Source organism: Cupriavidus sp. TMH.W2 (assembly GCF_050847365.1).
In the GTDB taxonomy this organism is placed as follows: Bacteria; Pseudomonadota; Gammaproteobacteria; order Burkholderiales; family Burkholderiaceae; genus Cupriavidus.
Map to the genome: position 1 here is coordinate 829,530 of NZ_CP193793.1, position 17,679 is coordinate 847,208.

The following is a 17,679-nucleotide window of genomic DNA, read 5'->3' on the forward strand; positions in this document are numbered from 1 at the left end:
GGTGGCTAATGCATGGTGAAAGATCAGGCCGTTTCGGCCACGCGCACCTCCACCAGCAGCTTCTTCAGCTCCGGCACGCACGAGCCGCAGTTGCCGCCGGCCTTGACGCAGGCGGTGATCTCCGCGGGTGTCTTCAGGTCGTGCTTGCGCACGGCATCGCAGATGGTGTTGCGGCCCACGCCGAAGCAGGAGCACACCGTCGGGCCGGTGTCGGCGCCTTTCTCCATCGGCTGGCCGAGCAGCAGGCCGATGCGGTCCGCGTCTTCCAGGCGCTCGCGGCCGAACAGGCCGGCGAGCCAGGCGCGCGATGGCAGCTCCGGCCGCGTCGACACATAGACGCAGGCCTCGAGCCGGTCGTTGACGACATAGCCTGCATGGTAGATGCCGGCGGTGCGGTCCTCGTATTCGAGCCAGTCGGCGTCCGGATCGGTCACGCCGAGCAGCTCGCGTGCCCAGGCAGTGCGATCGGCCACGGCGTCGCGGCCGGCGAATTCATAGCGCTGGAACTGGCGGCCTTGCACGCGTGTCCAGTAGGTCAGCGCATCCGCGGGCAGCGCGCCGCGGCTCAGCACAAAACCGTGCCAGTTCACGCCGAACGGCTCCACGCGCACTGGCGTGTGCTTGAACTCCGGCTCGCCGGACACCGGATCCACCACCGGGTTAACCAGTGCGCCGACGCGCGCGTCGGAGCTGAACTGGCCGTTCCAGTGGATCGGCACGAATACGCTGCCGCGCGGGATGCCGCCGCCGTGGTGCACGCGTGCCACCAGCGCGCCCCAGCGGGTGCTGACGCGCGCGAGCTTGCCTTCACCGACGCCGCACAGCAGTGCGTCCTGCGGGTGCATGTCGACGAAGGGCTCGGGCAGGTGGTCGGCCAGCTTGGCCGACTTGCCGGTGCGCGTCATGGTGTGCCACTGGTCGCGCACGCGGCCGGTGTTGAGGATCAGCGGGAAGTCGTCATCGGGGGCATGAGCCGGCGCGCGCGGCGGCGTGGCGACAAAGCGGGCGAGGCCGTCGGCGTGGGCATAGCGGCCGTCGCGGAACAGGCGCCGGGAGTCAGTCGTCGCATGCGCGGGTACAGGCCATTGCACTGGTTCCAGGCCGTCATAGCGTTCCTTGTCCAGCCCGGCCAGTCCGCCGATATCGAACACGCGCGGCGCGTCGTCGTTGCGCCATGCGCTCAGGCGCGCGTGCTCGTCGAAGATCTCGTGCGGCCCGGCATAGTCAAAGCCGCTGAAGCCCATGCGGCGCGCGACGTCGCACAGGATGTCCCAGTCGGCGCGCGCTTCGCCCGGCACGGGCAGGAAGGCGCGCTGGCGCGAGATGCGCCGCTCCGAGTTGGTGACGGTGCCGTCCTTCTCGCCCCAGCCCAGCGCGGGCAGCAGCACGTGCGCGGCGGCATTGGTGTCGGTGCGCTCGATGATATCGCTCGCGACCACCAGCTCGCATTTGGCCAGCGCGCGGCGCACCTGGTCGGCGTCGGGCAGGCTTACCACCGGGTTGGTGGCGATCACCCAGACCGCCTTGACGCGGCCGGCTTCGATGGCTTCGAACAGTTCCACCGCCTTCAGCCCGGGACGGTCGGCTACCACCGGCGACTGCCAGAAGCTTTGCACGACGTCGCGATGCAGCGGGTGGGCCAGCTCCATGTGCGCGGCCAGCATATTGGCCAGGCCGCCGACCTCGCGCCCTCCCATCGCATTGGGCTGGCCGGTCAGCGAGAACGGGCCCATGGCCGGGGCCCCGATGCGGCCGGTGAGCAGGTGGCAGTTGATGATGCTGTTGACCTTGTCGGTGCCGGCCGACGACTGGTTGACGCCTTGCGAGAAGGCCGTCACGGTCTTTTCGGTTTCCGCGAAGAGCTGGTAGAAGGCCAGCACGTCCTGCAGGCTCAGCTTGCAGGCGCGGGCCACGGCAGCCGGATCGGCGCAGTCCGCGTCCGCGGCCTGCAGGGCCTCATCCAGCCCGGCGGTGCTGGCGGCGATGAAGGCGGCGTTAGAGCGGCCCTCGCGCGCCAGGTAGCTCAGCAGGCCATTGAACAGCCAGACGTCGGTGCCCGGGCGGATCGCCAGGTGCAGGTCGGTCAGCTCGCAGGTGGCGGTGCGGCGCGGGTCGATCGCCACGATCTTCATGTCGGGGCGCGCTTCCTTGGCCTGGGACAGGCGCTGGAACAGGATCGGGTGGCACCACGCGGTGTTGGAGCCCACCAGCACCACCAGGTCGGCCAGTTCCAGGTCTTCGTAGTTGCCCGGCACCAGGTCTTCGCCGAAGGCGCGCTTGTGGCCGGCCACGGCCGACGACATGCACAGGCGCGAGTTGGTATCGATATTGGCGCTGCCGATGAAACCCTTCATCAGCTTGTTGGCGATGTAGTAGTCCTCGGTCAGCAACTGGCCCGAGACATAGAGCGCGACCGAATCCGGGCCGTGGCGGCGCACGATGTCCGAAAAGCCCTGTGCCACGGTGTCCAGCGCACGGTCCCACGAGACTTGCTGCAGGGAGCCATCGGTGCCGCGCAGCTTGGGATGGAGCAGGCGGCCTTCCAGGTCCACGGTTTCACCGAGCGCCGAGCCTTTCACGCACAGCCGGCCGTGATTGGACGGATGTTGCGCGTCGCCCGCGATCTCGACCTGGCCGTCGGCACGCACGGTGGCGCGCACGCCGCAGCCGACGCCGCAATACGGGCAGGTGGTGGCGGTGGTGGTGGTCAGCGTTGCCGAAACGACCGGGATATCGGACAGGTTCACGCGTTCTCCGTGCGGGGGCGTTGTCTTGGTTTGCAATCTAGGCGGCGAGCGCATCGCACTGCGCCTGGCCGAACAGCAGGCGCTGGCGCAGGGCGCCGACCGGCGCGCGCCGCTGGATCATGCCGAAGTACCAGGGGCCGTCCTGCACATCGCCGTACAGCACTGCGCCGACCAGGCAGCCGTCCTGCAGCACCAGGCGCTTGTAGACGCCGCGGCGCGCATCGCGCAGCACCAGGTCTTCGCTGCCTTCGCCGCCGATGAAGTCGCCGGCCGAATACAGGTCGACGCCGGTCACTTTCAGTTTAGTCGCGGTGGCCTGCTGCACGTAGCGGCGATGGCCGGCGCCGGCGAGGTGCGCGGCGCACACGCGGGCCTGGTCCCAGATCGGCGCCACCAGGCCGAAAGTGGCCTGGCGGTGCTGCACGCATTCGCCCACGGCGTAGATGCGCGGATCGTAGGTCTGCAGCGTGTCGTCGACGACGATGGCGCGCTCGCAGTGCAGGCCGGCGCCGGCTGCCAGTTCGATATTGGGGCGCACGCCCGCAGTCATCACCACCAGGTCGGCGGGAATCTCGCTGCCGTCCTTGAAGCGCACGCCGGTGACGCGGTCGGTGCCGAGAATCTCCGCGGTCTGCGCGCCCAGCAGGAAGCGCAGGCCCTTGCGTTCGAGCGCGCACTGGAGCAGCGCGGCAGCGGGCTTGTCGAGCTGGCGCTCCATCAGGCTGTCAGGCAGGTGTACCACGGTTACGTCCATGCCCTGGCGCAGCAGCCCGTTGGCGGCTTCCAGGCCGAGCAGGCCGCCGCCAATCACCACCGCGTGGCGGTGGTTGCGCGCGGCATGCTGCATGGTCTCCACGTCCTGGATGTCGCGGAAGGCGATCACACCGTCGAGCTGGTGGCCGGGCACTGGCAGGATGAAAGGCTTGGAGCCGGTGGCCAGCAGCAGGCGGTCATAGCGCACCTCGCGCCCCGAGGCCGAGCGGACGATGCGGCGCGGGCGGTCGATTGCCACTACCGGGTCGCCGGCCAGCAGCTCGATGCCGTTCTCGTCATACCACTCGCGCGTATTCAGCATGATGTCCGCCACCGACTTCTCGCCGGCCAGCACTGGCGACAGCAGGATGCGGTTGTAGTTGCCGTGCGGCTCGGCCCCGAACACCGTGATGTCGTACAGGTCCGGGGCCAGCCGCAGCAACTCCTCCACGGTGCGCATGCCGGCCATGCCGTTGCCGACGACGACCAGGCGCGGGCGGGCTTGGGGGTTGGCGGAAGGCATCATGCCGGCATCTCCGTTGGCGTGGCTGGTGGACAGGGGGAGCATCGAATGTGCGCTGCGAATGTGCGCCGGTATCAGGCGGCGAGTTCTTCCTCGGCCTCGCGCATGAGCACTTCGGCGGCAATCCAGACCTTGCCGTCATAGACGCGCGCGGCGTAGGCGTTGACCGAATGCTCGGGCGCTTCCAGGCATTCGCCGGTGCGCAGGTCGAAGTGATGCTTGTAGATCGGCGAAGCCACCACCAGGCGCTCGCCCAGGTTGCCGACCAGCCCGCGCGACAGCACCGCGGCCTGCGAGTTGGGATCGAAGTTGTCGATGGCGAAGACCTCTTCACCGCGGCCGATGCGGAACACGGCGACCTGCTTGTCATCGACCAGTGCGCACACACCAGTGTTGGGCACGATCTCGCGCACGGTGCAGATGGCGGTCCAGGTTTCGGGATAGTGGGGATGGCTCATCACGTTCTCCTTGGGATCAGGCTGCTTTTGCGGGCACGGCAACCACGGGGATGTGGCTCAGGCGGGAGTGACGCAATTTCCGTTCCTCCGGCGTGGCCGGCCGGATCTGCCCGCGCTCTTCGATAAAGGCGACGTTCTCATCGCGGCGGTCGCTGTTGACGAAGTGGCGGAAGCGCTTGCGCGTCTCGGGGTCGGTCACGGCCTTCTTCCACTCGTCTTCGTAGGTGTCGACCACGTGCTGCATCTCGGCTTCCAGTTCCGCGGCAAGGCCCAGCTTGTCGTCCAGCACCACGGCCTTGAGGTAGTCCAGGCCGCCTTCCAGGTTGTCGCGCCAGACGCTGGTGCGCTGCAGGCGGTCCGCGGTGCGCACGTAGAACATCAGGAAGCGGTCGATGTAGCGCACCAGGGTGTCGTGGTCCAGGTCGCTCGCCAGCAACTCGGCGTGGCGCGGCTTCATGCCGCCGTTGCCGCACACGTACAGGTTCCAGCCGCGGTCGGTGGCGATCACGCCCACGTCCTTGCCTTGCGCCTCGGCGCATTCGCGGGTGCAGCCGGACACACCGAACTTGATCTTGTGCGGCGCGCGCAGGCCCTTGTAGCGGTTCTCCAGCTCGATCGCCAGGCCCACCGAATCGCCCACGCCGTAGCGGCACCAGGTGGAGCCCACGCACGACTTCACCGTGCGCAGCGCCTTGCCGTAGGCATGGCCCGATTCAAAGCCGGCGGCGATCAGCTCTTCCCAGATAAAGGGCAGTTCCTCGGCGCGTGCACCAAAAAGGTCCACGCGCTGGCCGCCGGTGATCTTGGTGTACAGGCCGTACTTCTTGGCGACCTGGCCGACCGCGATCAGGCCCTCGGGCGTGACTTCGCCGCCCGGCATGCGCGGCACCACCGAATAGGTGCCGTCCTTCTGGATATTGGCCAGGTAGTAGTCGTTCGAGTCCTGCAGGCTGGCGTGCTCTTCCTTGAGCACGAACTCGTTCCAGCACGAAGCCAGGATGCTGCCCACGGTGGGCTTGCAGATATCGCAGCCAAGGCCCTTGCCGTGCGCATGCAGCAGGCCTTCAAAGGTCTTGTGCTGGCCCACGCGCACCAGGTGATACAGCTCCTGGCGCGAATACGGGAAGTGCTCGCAGAGGTGGTTGTTGACGGCCATGCCCTGCTTCTTCATCTCGGCCTTCATGATCTGCGTGACCAGCGGCACGCAGCCGCCGCAGGCAGTGCCGGCCTTGGTGCAGGTCTTGAGCGCGCCGATGCTGGTGGCGCCGTCGCACACGGCCGCGCAGATCTCGCCCTTGGAGACGTTGTTGCACGAGCAGATCTGGGCGGTGTCGGGCAGGGCGTCGGCGCCCAGCGCCGGCTTGGCCTTGCCGCTGCTGTCGGGCAGGATCAGGAACTCGGGCGACTCGGGCAATTCGATCTTGTTCAGCATCATCTGCAGCAGCGTGCCGTACTCGCTGGCGTCGCCGATCAGCACGCCGCCCAGCAGGTACTTGCCGCAGTCGGACACGACCAGCTTCTTGTAGACCTCCTTGCGGTCGTCGCAGAACTGGTAGAAGCGCGCGCCCGGCACGGTGCCGTGCGGGTCGCCGATGCTGGCCACGTCCACGCCCATCAGCTTGAGCTTGGTGCTCATGTCGGCGCCGGCAAACTCGGCGGCTTCGCCCTGCAGGTGGCGCGCGGCGACGCGGGCCATGTCATAGCCCGGGGCCACCAGGCCGTAGATCTTGCCTTGCCACAACGCGCATTCGCCGATGGCGTAGATGTCCGGGTCCGAGGTCAGGCACTGGTTGTCCACGACGATGCCGCCGCGCTCGCCCACCGCCAGGCCGCTGGCGCGGGCCAGTTCGTCGCGCGGGCGGATGCCGGCGGAGAACACGATCATGTCGGTGTCGAGGTGGGTGCCGTCGGCAAACACCATGCGGTGGGTGCCGTTCTCCCCGTCGACGATTTCGACGGTGTTCTTGCCGGTGTGCGCGGTCACGCCCAGGCCGTGGATCTTCTGGCGCAGCATGCGGCCGCCGCCTTCGTCGACCTGCACCGCCATCAGGCGCGGCGCGAACTCCACCACGTGCGTCTCCAGGTCCATGTCGCGCAGCGCCTTGGCGCACTCCAGGCCAAGCAGGCCGCCGCCGACCACCACCCCGGTCTTCGAGCGGGCGCCGCATTCGCGCATGGCTTCCAGGTCTTCGATGGTGCGGTAGACGAAGCAGTCCTTGCGGTCCTTGCCCGGCACCGGCGGCACGAAGGGGTAGGAGCCGGTGGCCAGGATCAGCTTGTCATAGGACAGGGTTTCGCCGGTCGAGACCGTCACCGTGCGCGCGGCGCGGTCGATTTCCACCGCACGCGCGTTCAGGCGCAGCAGCATATTGTTGTGCTGCTCGAAGAAGCCGGCGGGCACCAGCGACAGGTCCTCGGCCGACTTGCCGGCGAAGAACTCGGACAGGTGCACGCGATCGTAGGCGGGACGCGGTTCTTCGCACAGCACGGTCACTTCCACGTTCTGCGCGCCGGCTTCCGCGAGGCATTCCAGGAACTTGTGACCCACCATGCCGTGGCCGACGATGATCAGTTTCATGATGCTTTCCTTGTCCGGTAGTCAGTCTTTGCTGCTTGTTGTGCTGTGGGGGCGATGCTTCAGGATCAGTTGGCCAGTGCGCTGTCGTACAGGGCCTGCTCGCGGGCCTTGTGCTCGGCGCTGAAGCGGATGGCGATGGCGCACAGCGCGGCGATGGTGGCCAGCACGCCCAGCACCGTCAGCGTCTGCTGCACGCTGCCCAGGCCCTTGAGCAGGAAGCCCGCGGCGACGGCGCCAACGTTGCCGCCCGCGCCGATGATGCCGGCCACACCGCCCAGGGCCTTGCGGTCGATAAAGGGCACCAGGGCGTAGGTCGCGCCGCAGGCCATGTGGGTGAACAGGCCGAACAGCAGCATCGCGACCACGGCCAGCGTTACGCTGCCGGCCTGCGCGAACCACAGCAGGCCCAGGCCTTCACCCATGATCAGCACGAACAGCAGCGTGGCGCGCGCATCCAGGCCGCGGCGGCGCGCTGCCTTGTCCGACAGCCAGCCACCCAGGGCACGGGCAAACAGTGCCAGCAGGCCGAAGCTGGCGGCGGCCAGGCCGGCGGCCTTCAGGCTCAGGCCGAAGCGGTCGACGTAGTACGAGGCGGCGATGTTATGGATGAAAATTTCCACGCCGAAGCAGGCGCCGTAGGTGATGAACAGCAGCCACACGCGATAGTTCGCACTGGCGGCACGGAAGCTGGCCCAGCCGCCGCCCTTGCCACCGTCCTTGCCGCTGATCGCGATGCCGCGGGCGCGCAGGTCCGAGTAGTTGCCTTCCGGGCAGTCCTGGGTGAAGCGCCAGTAGACGACGGCCATGATCAGCATCAGCACGCCCGGCACCAGCAGCGCCAGGCGCCAGCCCAGGGCGTGGTCGGCGCCCAGCATCAGCACGGCGGCCAGCAGCAGCGGCATGATGGCCTGCGCGGCGCCGCCGCCGGAATTGCCCCAACCAGCCGAGGCGGCGTTGGCGGTGCCGACCACGTTGGGCGCGAACATCACCGAGGTGTGGTACTGCGTGATCACGAAGCTGGCGCCGACCGCGCCGATGAGCAGGCGGAAGATCAGGAAGGTCTCGTAGTTCCGTGCCAGCGCCACGCCCAGCACCGGCAGCGCGCCCAGCGCCAGCAGGCCGGTGTAGGTCTTGCGCGGGCCGAAGCGGTCGCACATCGGGCCGATCACCAGGCGCACCAGGATGGTCACCGCCACCGCCGCGATATTGATGTTGGCGATCTGGCCCGGGGTCAGGCCGAACTCGCCCTTGAGCACCGGCATCAGCGGCGCGCAGGCAAACCACGCGAAGAAACAGACGAAGAACGCCATCCAGGTCAGGTGGAAGGCGCGCATCTGCGGGGTGCTCAAGCTGAACAGCTCGATGCGGGTGGCTTTGCCGGTCATCGTCCTAGGCTCCAAAAACAAATGGCGTCCCGCAAACCAGGCCGTTCAGGCCAGTTCAGGGGACGCCGTTGTCCTGACAGCCACTACATGGGATAGGGGCTGTGTATGTGGGGTAGGCCGATCGCCGTTGACGGGCCTGGACCCTATTACGCAAGGGGTGTGCCAGCCCTTTAAGTGACGGTGAATGGGGGATTGTTGCGCCGAGGTACGGCGGAGTGACGCCGGGATGCGCTGTGGTGGGGCGGCCGCCGGGCTGGCGGCACACTCATGGTGCAGTGCGGTGGGCCGCGCCGGTGCGGTGCAGCACGCCGCCGGCCGGTGCTACTGGCCGGAGCCATGGGGCAGGGGGCGGACCGGGATCACTTGCATGTCGCGCGGCGACACTTCCGCGCCATTTTCGTCGACCAGCGCCGCGCGCACCAGCTTGCCGCTGGCGCGCGAACGGATCTGCACCGGGCCTGCGCCGGCCGGGGCCATGTGGCCATCGCCCCATTGCATCAGGCCAACCAGCACCGGCAGCAACTCCACCGCGGCGCGGGTGGGGCGGTATTCGAAGCGTTCGCGCTCGCCGGGCTCGCGGTAGCCGACCTTGCGCAGCAGTCCGGCATCCGTCAGCGTCTTGAGCCGCGCGGACAGCACCGCGGGCGAGCATTCCAGCCGCCGCAGGAAGTCATCGAAGCGCGTCACGCCGTGGAAGACGTCGCGCAGGATCAGGATGGTCCACTTCTCGCCGATCAGCGACAGCGTGGCGGCAATCGAGCAGTGGCGGAGGTCGGACGCATTGAAGCTCATGATGCTGGCAAGCATAGCATGCTGACTTCATTTGAAAAAGTCAGGTTATTTCCTATACTCTAACTACAAATAATGAAGTTAGATGGTGGCAGAATGGATCTCCAAAGCGAAGCCCGCGCAGCCGTGGCGGAAAGCTGGACAGTGGGGCGGGGCGTGCAGGTGACGCTGCGCAACACGCGGGTGCAGGATGACGGGGCGCTGCGCGCGCTGGTGGACGGGCTGTCGCGCGAGAGCCGCTACTTCCGCTTCCTGACCGGCGGGCGGGTGGTCGATGAGATCGTCCAGGGGCTGGCCGTGCCCGGGCCGGGCGGCGTGGCGCTGGTGCTGGAGGCGCCGGACGAAGATGGTGTATCAGTCATTGTCGCCAGTGCGGAATACGTGGTGTCCGGGCAGATCGGGGAGTTCGCGGTGGTCGTTGCCGACGGCTGGCAAGGGCGGGGACTGGGGCGCCGCCTGATCGCCAGGCTGTGCGAACTGGCGCGCGCGGCGGGGCTGCGCGGGCTGCGCGGCGACGTGCTCAGCGAGAACCGCCGCATGCTGGCGATCCTGCGGGGTTTCGGCTTTGCCAGCCGCCGTAATCCGCAGGACAGTTACCTGCATGAAGTCACGCTGGCGCTTGGCGGGCCGACGCGCGGCGCGCAGCAACTGCCGGCGGACTGGTTCAGCGCGGGCTGATCAACTGGCTTCGCGCTTGCCGCGCGCGGTCATGGTGCAGCCGATCGAGGCCGTGATGATGCTGCCGATCGCCAGCCACTGCACCGCGCTCAGTTGTTCATGCAGGAACACCAGCCCAGCCAGCGCACCCATGGCCGGCTCCATGCTCAGCAGGATGCCGAAGGTGCGCCGGTGCAGGCGCTTGAGCGCCACCATCTCCAGCGAGTAGGGAATCGCGCTCGACAGGATGCCCACTGCCAGCCCGAACAGCAGCAGCGCCGGGCTGAACATCGCGGTGCCGGCATGCGCCAGCCCGAACGGCATCACCACCAGAGCTGCCATGGTCAGCCCCAGCGAAGTGGCCTGTCCGCCGTGGGCGTTGCCAGCCATCTGCCCGAACACGATATACAGTGCCCAGCCCACCCCCGCAGCGAGTGCATAGCCGATGCCGCCCGGATCGAGCGTGCCGGCGGCACCCCCCACCGGCAGCAACAGCAGCAGGCCGGTTACCGCAAAGGCAATCCACAGGAAATCGATCGCACGCCGCGATGACAGCACCGCGACCGTCAGCGGCCCGGTGAACTCGATGGCGATCGCCAGCCCCAGCGGGATGGTGCGCAGCGACATGTAGAACAGCAGGTTGGTCGCGCCCAGCGCCGCGCCGTACAGCGCGATCGCGCGCGCATTGGCCCGGGTCAGCGGCATGCGCCACGGGCGCCAGACGCACAGCAGGATCAGCGCCGAGAAACTCACCCGCAGTGCCGTGGTGCCCTGCGCCCCAAGCGCCGAGAACAGGCTCTTGGCAAACGAGGTGCCGACGCACAGCGACACCATCGAGCCGGTCAGGGCCAGCACGGCGATCAGAGTCGAGCGGCGGTGGGCAGCGGTTTGCGGCAATTTGGGGATCCTGTCTGATGGCGTGGCCTGTGCAATGCTGCCGCATCATGCGGCAGGCAAGGCGCGGGCGCCATATACAGGTGCGGGCCAGTGGCTCAGTACAGTTGGCCGTGCCCGGAGCACGCCGCCGCTCAGCGGTCCCGGGCCGCCGCTGCGGCTCAGCGCGGCGTAGCCGCGACGGGTGCGGGCTGTCCCACCGCTGGAGATTGCGCTGGCGCCTGAGGTTGCGCTGCAGCCTGGGGCTGGGCAGCGGCCTGGGTCGGCGCCACGGACTGCGTCCGCGCCACGCCTTGGGGCTGTGCCGCCGCTTGCGGCCGTGCGGCGGGTGCCTGGCGTGCGCCGCCATTGGGCGCGGGGGCGGCTTCGCTCAGCTCGCGCCAGCCGCCGCCCAGCGCCTTGTACAGCGACACGCGGCTGGTCAGGCCGGCCAGCTTGTAGGTGATCAGCGCCTGCTGCGCGGTGTAGAGCTGGCGCTGAGCATCGAACACACCGAAGTAATCGTCGACGCCGTTCTTGAAACGCATTTCCGACAGCCGCCGGGTCTCGCTGCCTTCGCGCACCAGGGCCTCCTGGGCCTGCACCTGGCGCTCGTAGGTGGCGCGTGCCGCCATGCTGTCGGCCACTTCGCGGAACGCGGTCTGGATCGTCTTCTCGTAGTTGGCCACATTGATGTCCTTGCGCACGTTGGCCGCATCCAGCGTGGCGCGGTTGCGGCCGGCGTCGAAGATCGGCACGGTCAGCTGCGGCGCAAACACCCACGCCATGCCGCCGGAGAATAGCCCCGCCAGGCTGCTGCTGGCCACGCCCAGCGCGCTGGTCAGCGAGATGCGCGGGAAGAAGGCCGCGCGCGCCGCGCCGATATTGGCATTGGCCGCCTTGAGCCGGTGCTCGGCGTCGAGGATGTCGGGCCGGCGCACCAGCACACTGGACGGCAAGCCTTCCGGGAACTCGCTCATCAGCATGCGCGCATCGAGCGGATCCTGCGCGGGGGCATTGGGGTTGGTGGCAGCGGCGCCGGCATCGGTCACGGACTTGGGCAACGGGCCGCCGATCAGCAGCGCCAGCGCATTCTCGTCCTGCGCCACCTGCCGCGTGTACTGCTCCACGCCCACCTGCGCGGTCTCCACCTGGGTTTGCGCGCGATGCTGGTCCAGTTGCGCCATCGCGCCTGCCTGTTTCCCGCGCCGTATCATCTCCGCAGCGTCTTGCTGGATTTTCAGCGTGTCCTGCGACAGCTTCAGCAGTTCGCGGTCGGCCCGCAGCGTCAGGTAGGCGTTGGCCACCTCCGCCACCAGGCTGATCTGCGCGCTGCGGCGCGCCTCTTCCGTGGCCATGTATTCCTCCAGCGCGGCATGCTTGAGGCTGCGCACCCGGCCGAAGAAATCGAGCTCAAACGCCGTCAGGCCGATGCCCGCGTTGTAGGTGGTGATCTGCGGCGGCTGGCCCGCCGCACGCAGCCGTGGCGGCAGCCGCTGCGACACCATGCCGCCACTGCCCTCCACCGTGGGGAACTGCGCCGCGCGCTGGATCTGGTACAGCGCGCGCGATTCGTCGATGGCCAGCGTGGCCATGCGCAGGTCGCGGTTGTTGGCCAGCGCCAGCTCGATCAGCTGGCGCAGTTGCGGATCGATGAAGACATCGCGCCAGCCGAGGTCGGCGGCGGAGGGACCTGCGGGCTGCGCAGGCTGGCCGGGCTGCGCCGCACCGCTTGCGGCCTTGGCCTGCGGGGTGCGGTAGGCCGCGCCTTCCGGCCATGCCGACGGGACCGGTGCATCGGGCCGCTGGTATTGCGGCTCCATCGTGCAGGCGGCAAGGGCCAGCACCAGCGCGCAGGGCAGCAGCAGGCGCGGCGGGGGCAGGATACGGTGACGGGGCAGGCTTCGCATGTATGGTTCCGGAGAGAGTGATTGGGAGCAGGCGGGGTCAGCCCATCAGCGCGCGCCGCATGAAGCGCGAGATCGCGAGCTTGGGCTGGCCCTGACGGGCGATGTTGTGGGCGGGATCGGTGAACAGCAGCCGGATCAGGGCGTGGCGCGCGGCCATGCTGGTATGCAGTGCGATACCCAGCAACTGGCCGTCGCGGCGCGCCACGCGGCACGGCATCCAGCCGGTCTGCGCCAGCCACAGCGCGCCCTCGGCGCCGGGACGGAAGGCGGGCGCCAGCGGCGTGGTCACGGCCACGCCATTGCAGGAAAGATCCTCGGTGGTGACGCGGTACTCGCGGCCATCCACGCGCAGCAGTGCCGCCGCGCGGTGCGGGAAGCGTTCTTCCTTGCGCGGGCGCGGCAGCTCCACGCACACCAGCAATGACGCGAGATACAGCATCAGCGCCACACCGGTCCAGATCGTATTGAAGGCCAACCCCTGCGCGTCCGGGTCCATGACCAGTGCGCGGCCCAGGCCCAGCGCGGAGAAACCCAGCAGGCCAGCGTACAGCGCCGCAAACTTGCCGTGGATCACCAGCCTGGAACGGTCCAGCCCCTTGTTGGTGACCTTGAACGGCCTTCCGAATGGCTTGAACATTGCGCTGACCAGCGACGCGCTGACCGCCAGCGCCGCGACGATCTGCGTGACCTCGGTAAAGATCGGCAGCGCGCGCTGCCCGGTGATCCAGATGCTGTAGGCCCAGTAGGCCACCAGCGCGGGCAGGCCGTAGGCCAGGAACTGCAGCGGCTCGCCATAGAGCGTGGAGACGCCGAAATACCAGTACAGCAGCGGCCCCGCCAGCAGCATCAGCGTGAACGGCCGCGACAGCCAGTGCAGCAGGCCGTGCACATAGTGCAGGCGCTGCATCCCGGTGTAGCCGCGCCCGCGCAGGGGCCCGTCGGCGGTCAGCGCCACCTGGATCGTGCCCAGCCCCCAGCGGCTGCGCTGGCTGATGTATTCGGGCAGGCCTTCGGCGGACAGGCCCACGCTCAGGCGCTCGTTGAGCCAGCGCGTGATAAAGCCGTGCGGCAGCAGCCGGTAGGTCAGGTGGATGTCCTCGGTCACCGTGCCGGTGGGGAAGCCGCCGATCAGGTCGATCAGGTCGCGCCGCACCACGAACGAGGTGCCGATGCAGAAGGCCGCGCCCCACGCGTCCTTGGCCGGCTGCATCACGTCGAAGAACGCCCGCTGTTCGTCGACCCAGCATTCGGTGGCGCGCAGGTTGTACTGGATGGGATCGGCGTTGTAGTAGAACTGGGGCGTCTGCACCACGCCCACGCGCGGGTCGTTGAACAGGCCCACGGTGCGCAGCAGGATATTGCGATGGGGCGCGAAGTCGGCGTCCAGCACCAGGATGTAGGGGGCGCCGCCGGCCGCAGCGCTCTGGCGCAGGCCGTTGTTGAGGTTGCCGGCCTTGGCGTGGGCATTGTCCGGGCGCGTTACGTAGTTGGCGCCCACGCGCTCGCAGAACTCGCGCAGCCAGTCGCGGCGGGTGTCGTCCAGCACCCAGACGCGGAAATCGGGATAGTCGATCGCCAGCGCGGAGACGATGGTCTTCTCCAGGATCTCCAGCCCTTCGTTGTAGGTGGCGATGAAGATGTCCACCGGCGGCACGTGCGCGGCGCGGCGCAGCGCGGCCTCGCCCGCGTCGGCATCGGGCGTGTGGTTGCTGGTGCGCGCCAGCACCACGATCGACAGCAGCGTATAGGCCAGCGTCATGCATTCGAACGCGAAGAACACATGGGCCCATACACTGGTGAAGGTCATCTGCCACTCCGGCAGCGTTGCGCGGACGCGCCACGTCAGATACACCCCGAGCAGCAGGGCGGTGACGCCGCCGAACAGGATGCGGTCCGCCGGCCGCTCGTGCCGGCAAAGCATCGAGAGCAACACCGTTGCCAGCAGCACGCCGACGTTGATGACCAGCAGCGTCTGGTTTTCCAGGAAGAGGGCGAACATCGTCAGTCCTTGGTGGTGGTTGCATCGGCCGGCACGGCGGCAATCGCCGGTGGCGGGCAGGACGGTTCCATGCACCCGCCCGGACGGAAAGGATTCCAGCGCGCGGCGGCCAGCACGGCCCACGCGGTGGCGCCCAGGTGGGGCAGGTGAAAGTAGTTGAAGTCCTCCGTGGTCGAGGTGGGCCCGATCGACAGCCCGGTGCTGATGCGCGCTTCAGGCGTGGCGTAGAGCATCCCGGACGGCGCGCGCTGCGACTGCAGCAACTGCCACAGCGGCTGCGCCTGTTGCGCCTGCCCGGCGGCCTGCAGCACCAGCGCCGCCTGCCCGGTGCCCTCGGTCCAGATACCGTCGGGACCGCCCTTGAAGCCGTAGCCCGCGCCGGCGCGGTGCTTTGCCTCTACCCACGCCAGGCTGCGGCGCCAGTCCTGCGGCGGATCCGGGATCGCGATCAGCGGCCACAGCACCGCATCCAGCGCGGACGGGCCGGCATTGGGCGCGCGGCCATCGTCGCGCGTGCCGATGATGAAGCGACCCTCGCGCGGCTGCCACATGGCGCTGACAAAGCCGCGCGAGCGCGCCGCGCCGTCGCGCCAGCGCGGATCGTTGCGCTGGCTGGCAAGCCAGCTGAAGGCGGCATAGGTATCGACGTTGTGCTCGGTGGATTTCCAGCCCTGGCGCGCCTGCCTGGGCTCATGGCCGAAGAAGCCGCCGACGTAGCCGGCGGGCGCGCTGGTGTCGGGCACGGTGGCATGCACCCAGCCCATCAGCGCGGCGGCCCCATCGAGGTAGCGCGCATCGCGCGTGGCCTCATGCACGGCCAGCAGCAGCAGCGCGGCCCAGGCAACGTTGCCGGTGGCGGTGCCCGCCTGGTAGGCATCTTCAAACCAGCGCTTGCTCGGTTCGTCCCACCAGCCCGGCAGCGGCACCGGTCCCGCCGGCACCGGCCCCGCGCGGTAGGCGTTGCGCAGGCGCGCATCGCGGAAGTGGCGGTCCTGGCGGATCGCCTGCAGCACGGCGTCGGCGATGCGGCGCGCTTCGGCGGGGCGCTTGCAGGCCACCAGTGCGATGCCGGCCAGCGCGTTGTCGTAGACGAAGGCGGCATTGCGCAGCGCCGGCGCCAGCGGCTCGCCGCCTGGCGCGGGTTCATAGCTGGCAAGGAAGACCGGGCCGTTGCCGCCTTCACGGCCGACGCGCTCGGCCAGGGTCTTGCAGCCATCGGCCAGCAGCGTTTGCTGGGCAGGTTCAGCGGCGCGAGCCGCGCATGGCGACAGCGCGAATACGGCGGGAAGCAGCGCGCCGGCAACCAGGCGGGGCAGGCGTGCAGTCGGGATCGGCAATTGCATCCGGTTCTCCTTTGCCTGCGCAGGCGTTTACAGCGATGCCCGCAGCTGACCCAGCCAGCTCTGGTTCAGCGTCACGCGCGCCCAGCGGCCCATGCCGCAGTGGCCGGACTGGGTTGGCGCTGCCGCCGCGGCCGTGCCCGCCGTTCCCGGCGTTGTCCCTGTTCCTGACGCAGCGCCGGCCTTGCCGGGCAGGTTGCCGAGCGGACGGTCGAGCTTGGCGATCACATAGATCTCGTTCTTCTCGATCGGCGGGAACGGCACGAAGTAGCGTGCCTGGTCGCCGTCCGGCGCGCGCGGCAGGACTTCGGCCACCGAGGCCGGCAGTGCCGTGGGCATGCCGTCGACCTGCACGTTCAGACGGGCACCAGGCAGCAGGTTGTCGCTCAGGCTGCGCGGGAACACCGCCACCACGCGCGTCTGCGCGCAGTTGCTGGCGCGCGCCAGCGTGGCCCCGGCGGCGACGCGCATGCCGGGCTGCGCAATCATGTCCTCGATGGTGCCGGGCTCGGGCGAGCGGATGTCCAGGTTGGACAGGCGCTCGATGCGTTCCTGCTCGGTGGCGAGCATCTCGTCGACCGACTTGCCATAGGCTTCCAGTTGCTCCAGCTCGGCCGTCAGCTGCGCCGATTCCGCGCTCAGCACCTGGCGCCGCTGCGCCAGCGCGGCGCTGGGGCCGTCGGTGGACGAGGCATAGACCTTGTTGCGCGACGCCTGGCTCTCGCCGACGGCGTTATCCAGCTCGGCCCTGGCCGCAGCCTTGGAATTGGACAGCATCGACAGCTGGTAGCGCGAGGCATTGGTGTAGGCCTCGCTGACGGCCCCGGCCCACTGCATGCTCTGGTTGCGGTTGACCACTTCCGTCTGCTGGTCCTCCTGTGCCTTGGCCGATGCCAGGCGCGCCTCCAGGGCGCGCACGCGCGTGGCGTGTTCGCGCTGCGCCGCGCTGTTGTAGCGCTGCAGGTCCTGCTCGGTGGCGGCCATCAGCCTGCGGTTGCTTTCCAGCTTGGCCTTGGCCGAGTCGTAGCGCTGCTGGTTGTCGAGCTTCTTGCCGGTCAGATCGACCAGCAGCGAACGGTCGACGTTCGGGTTCTGCACGATCATCAGCGGCTGGTTGGCCGTGAACGGCTGGCCCGCGGCCACCATCTGTTTCATCACCACGCCTTCCACCGGCGAAGTCACCAGGCTGACGGGACTGTTCACGACGGCCCGCTCCGACGAGCGCGTAAACACATTTGGAAACATGATTGTCAGCACGGCCCAGATGATGAACAGCACGACGCCGTAACCGGCCATGCGCGGCACGATATGCCATAGCGGCACGGCCACGGGTTGCGGGCGGTGCACCAGTCCGTCGCCATGCGGTTGGCGCAGCGGTGCCGGTGTCAGCGGGTGTTGTATGGGTGGCGGATTGTTGCGCTGGTCGGCCATGGTGTTGTTCTCCGGCAAGCAAAGTCAAAAAGCATCCCCGCCGGCTGCGCAAGGCGCAATCCGGACGAGCGTTTTTCCAGGCAAGCGAGTGGCGCTGCGCAAGTGCTGTCGCGCGATGCCGGGCTTGCCTAGTCCCCAATTCAGCTTGTTGTCTGCAGCACGCGCGATGTGGCTGAGCCGTATCGGCGCACTTTGCATTCGGGCCGACACACTGCATGCGGCGGCATGCGGCCCGT

General features: G+C 68.6%; 12 protein-coding genes. 1 reads left to right on the forward strand and 11 read right to left on the reverse strand.

Translation table 11 applies throughout. The features are described from left to right. Window positions 1–23: 23 nt before the first annotated feature. The 6 genes from ACREYQ_RS21350 to ACREYQ_RS21375 form a co-directional block, all read right to left on the reverse strand. Window positions 24–2,747: a molybdopterin-dependent oxidoreductase gene (locus ACREYQ_RS21350; protein ID WP_432262162.1), complete on the reverse strand. Its 2,724-nt coding sequence runs from the start codon at window positions 2,745–2,747 to the stop codon at window positions 24–26. Between the two features lie 37 nt (window positions 2,748–2,784). Beyond that, the gene (locus ACREYQ_RS21355; RefSeq protein ID WP_432262163.1) at window positions 2,785–4,026 is read right to left on the reverse strand and encodes an NAD(P)/FAD-dependent oxidoreductase; all 1,242 of its coding nucleotides are present in this window, start codon (window positions 4,024–4,026) and stop codon (window positions 2,785–2,787) included. A 71-nt stretch (window positions 4,027–4,097) separates the two neighbouring features. Further along, window positions 4,098–4,481, reverse strand: coding sequence for a nitrite reductase small subunit NirD (nirD, locus tag ACREYQ_RS21360; protein WP_432262164.1), 384 nt, complete (start codon window positions 4,479–4,481; stop codon window positions 4,098–4,100). Between the two features lie 16 nt (window positions 4,482–4,497). Further along, a complete protein-coding gene (gene nirB, locus ACREYQ_RS21365) occupies window positions 4,498–7,059 on the reverse strand; it encodes a nitrite reductase large subunit NirB (RefSeq protein ID WP_432262165.1) in 2,562 nt (853 codons plus the stop codon). A gap of 65 nt (window positions 7,060–7,124) precedes the next feature. Next, window positions 7,125–8,444, reverse strand: a complete 1,320-nt coding sequence (locus tag ACREYQ_RS21370) for an MFS transporter (protein ID WP_432262166.1) — start codon at window positions 8,442–8,444, stop codon at window positions 7,125–7,127. Between the two features lie 321 nt (window positions 8,445–8,765). Continuing rightward, entirely contained in the window at window positions 8,766–9,251 is a 486-nt protein-coding gene (locus ACREYQ_RS21375; RefSeq protein WP_432262167.1) for a winged helix-turn-helix transcriptional regulator, read from the reverse strand. 78 nt (window positions 9,252–9,329) lie between these two features. Between ACREYQ_RS21375 and ACREYQ_RS21380 the strand changes: the two genes are divergently transcribed. Continuing rightward, the gene (locus tag ACREYQ_RS21380; RefSeq protein WP_432262168.1) at window positions 9,330–9,911 is read left to right on the forward strand and encodes an N-acetyltransferase family protein; all 582 of its coding nucleotides are present in this window, start codon (window positions 9,330–9,332) and stop codon (window positions 9,909–9,911) included. Here ACREYQ_RS21380 and ACREYQ_RS21385 read toward each other — a convergent pair whose 3' ends face one another. The 5 genes from ACREYQ_RS21385 to ACREYQ_RS21405 form a co-directional block, all read right to left on the reverse strand. Then, window positions 9,912–10,787, reverse strand: coding sequence for an EamA family transporter (locus ACREYQ_RS21385; protein WP_432262169.1), 876 nt, complete (start codon window positions 10,785–10,787; stop codon window positions 9,912–9,914). 158 nt (window positions 10,788–10,945) lie between these two features. Then, window positions 10,946–12,673, reverse strand: coding sequence for an efflux transporter outer membrane subunit (locus ACREYQ_RS21390; RefSeq protein ID WP_432262170.1), 1,728 nt, complete (start codon window positions 12,671–12,673; stop codon window positions 10,946–10,948). 37 nt (window positions 12,674–12,710) lie between these two features. Then, the gene (locus tag ACREYQ_RS21395; RefSeq protein ID WP_432262171.1) at window positions 12,711–14,672 is read right to left on the reverse strand and encodes a glycosyltransferase; all 1,962 of its coding nucleotides are present in this window, start codon (window positions 14,670–14,672) and stop codon (window positions 12,711–12,713) included. Between the two features lie 2 nt (window positions 14,673–14,674). Further along, window positions 14,675–16,015: a hypothetical protein gene (locus ACREYQ_RS21400; protein WP_432262172.1), complete on the reverse strand. Its 1,341-nt coding sequence runs from the start codon at window positions 16,013–16,015 to the stop codon at window positions 14,675–14,677. A gap of 27 nt (window positions 16,016–16,042) precedes the next feature. Further along, the gene (locus ACREYQ_RS21405) at window positions 16,043–17,443 is read right to left on the reverse strand and encodes an HlyD family secretion protein (RefSeq protein ID WP_432262173.1); all 1,401 of its coding nucleotides are present in this window, start codon (window positions 17,441–17,443) and stop codon (window positions 16,043–16,045) included. Between the last annotated feature and the right edge of the window lie 236 nt (window positions 17,444–17,679).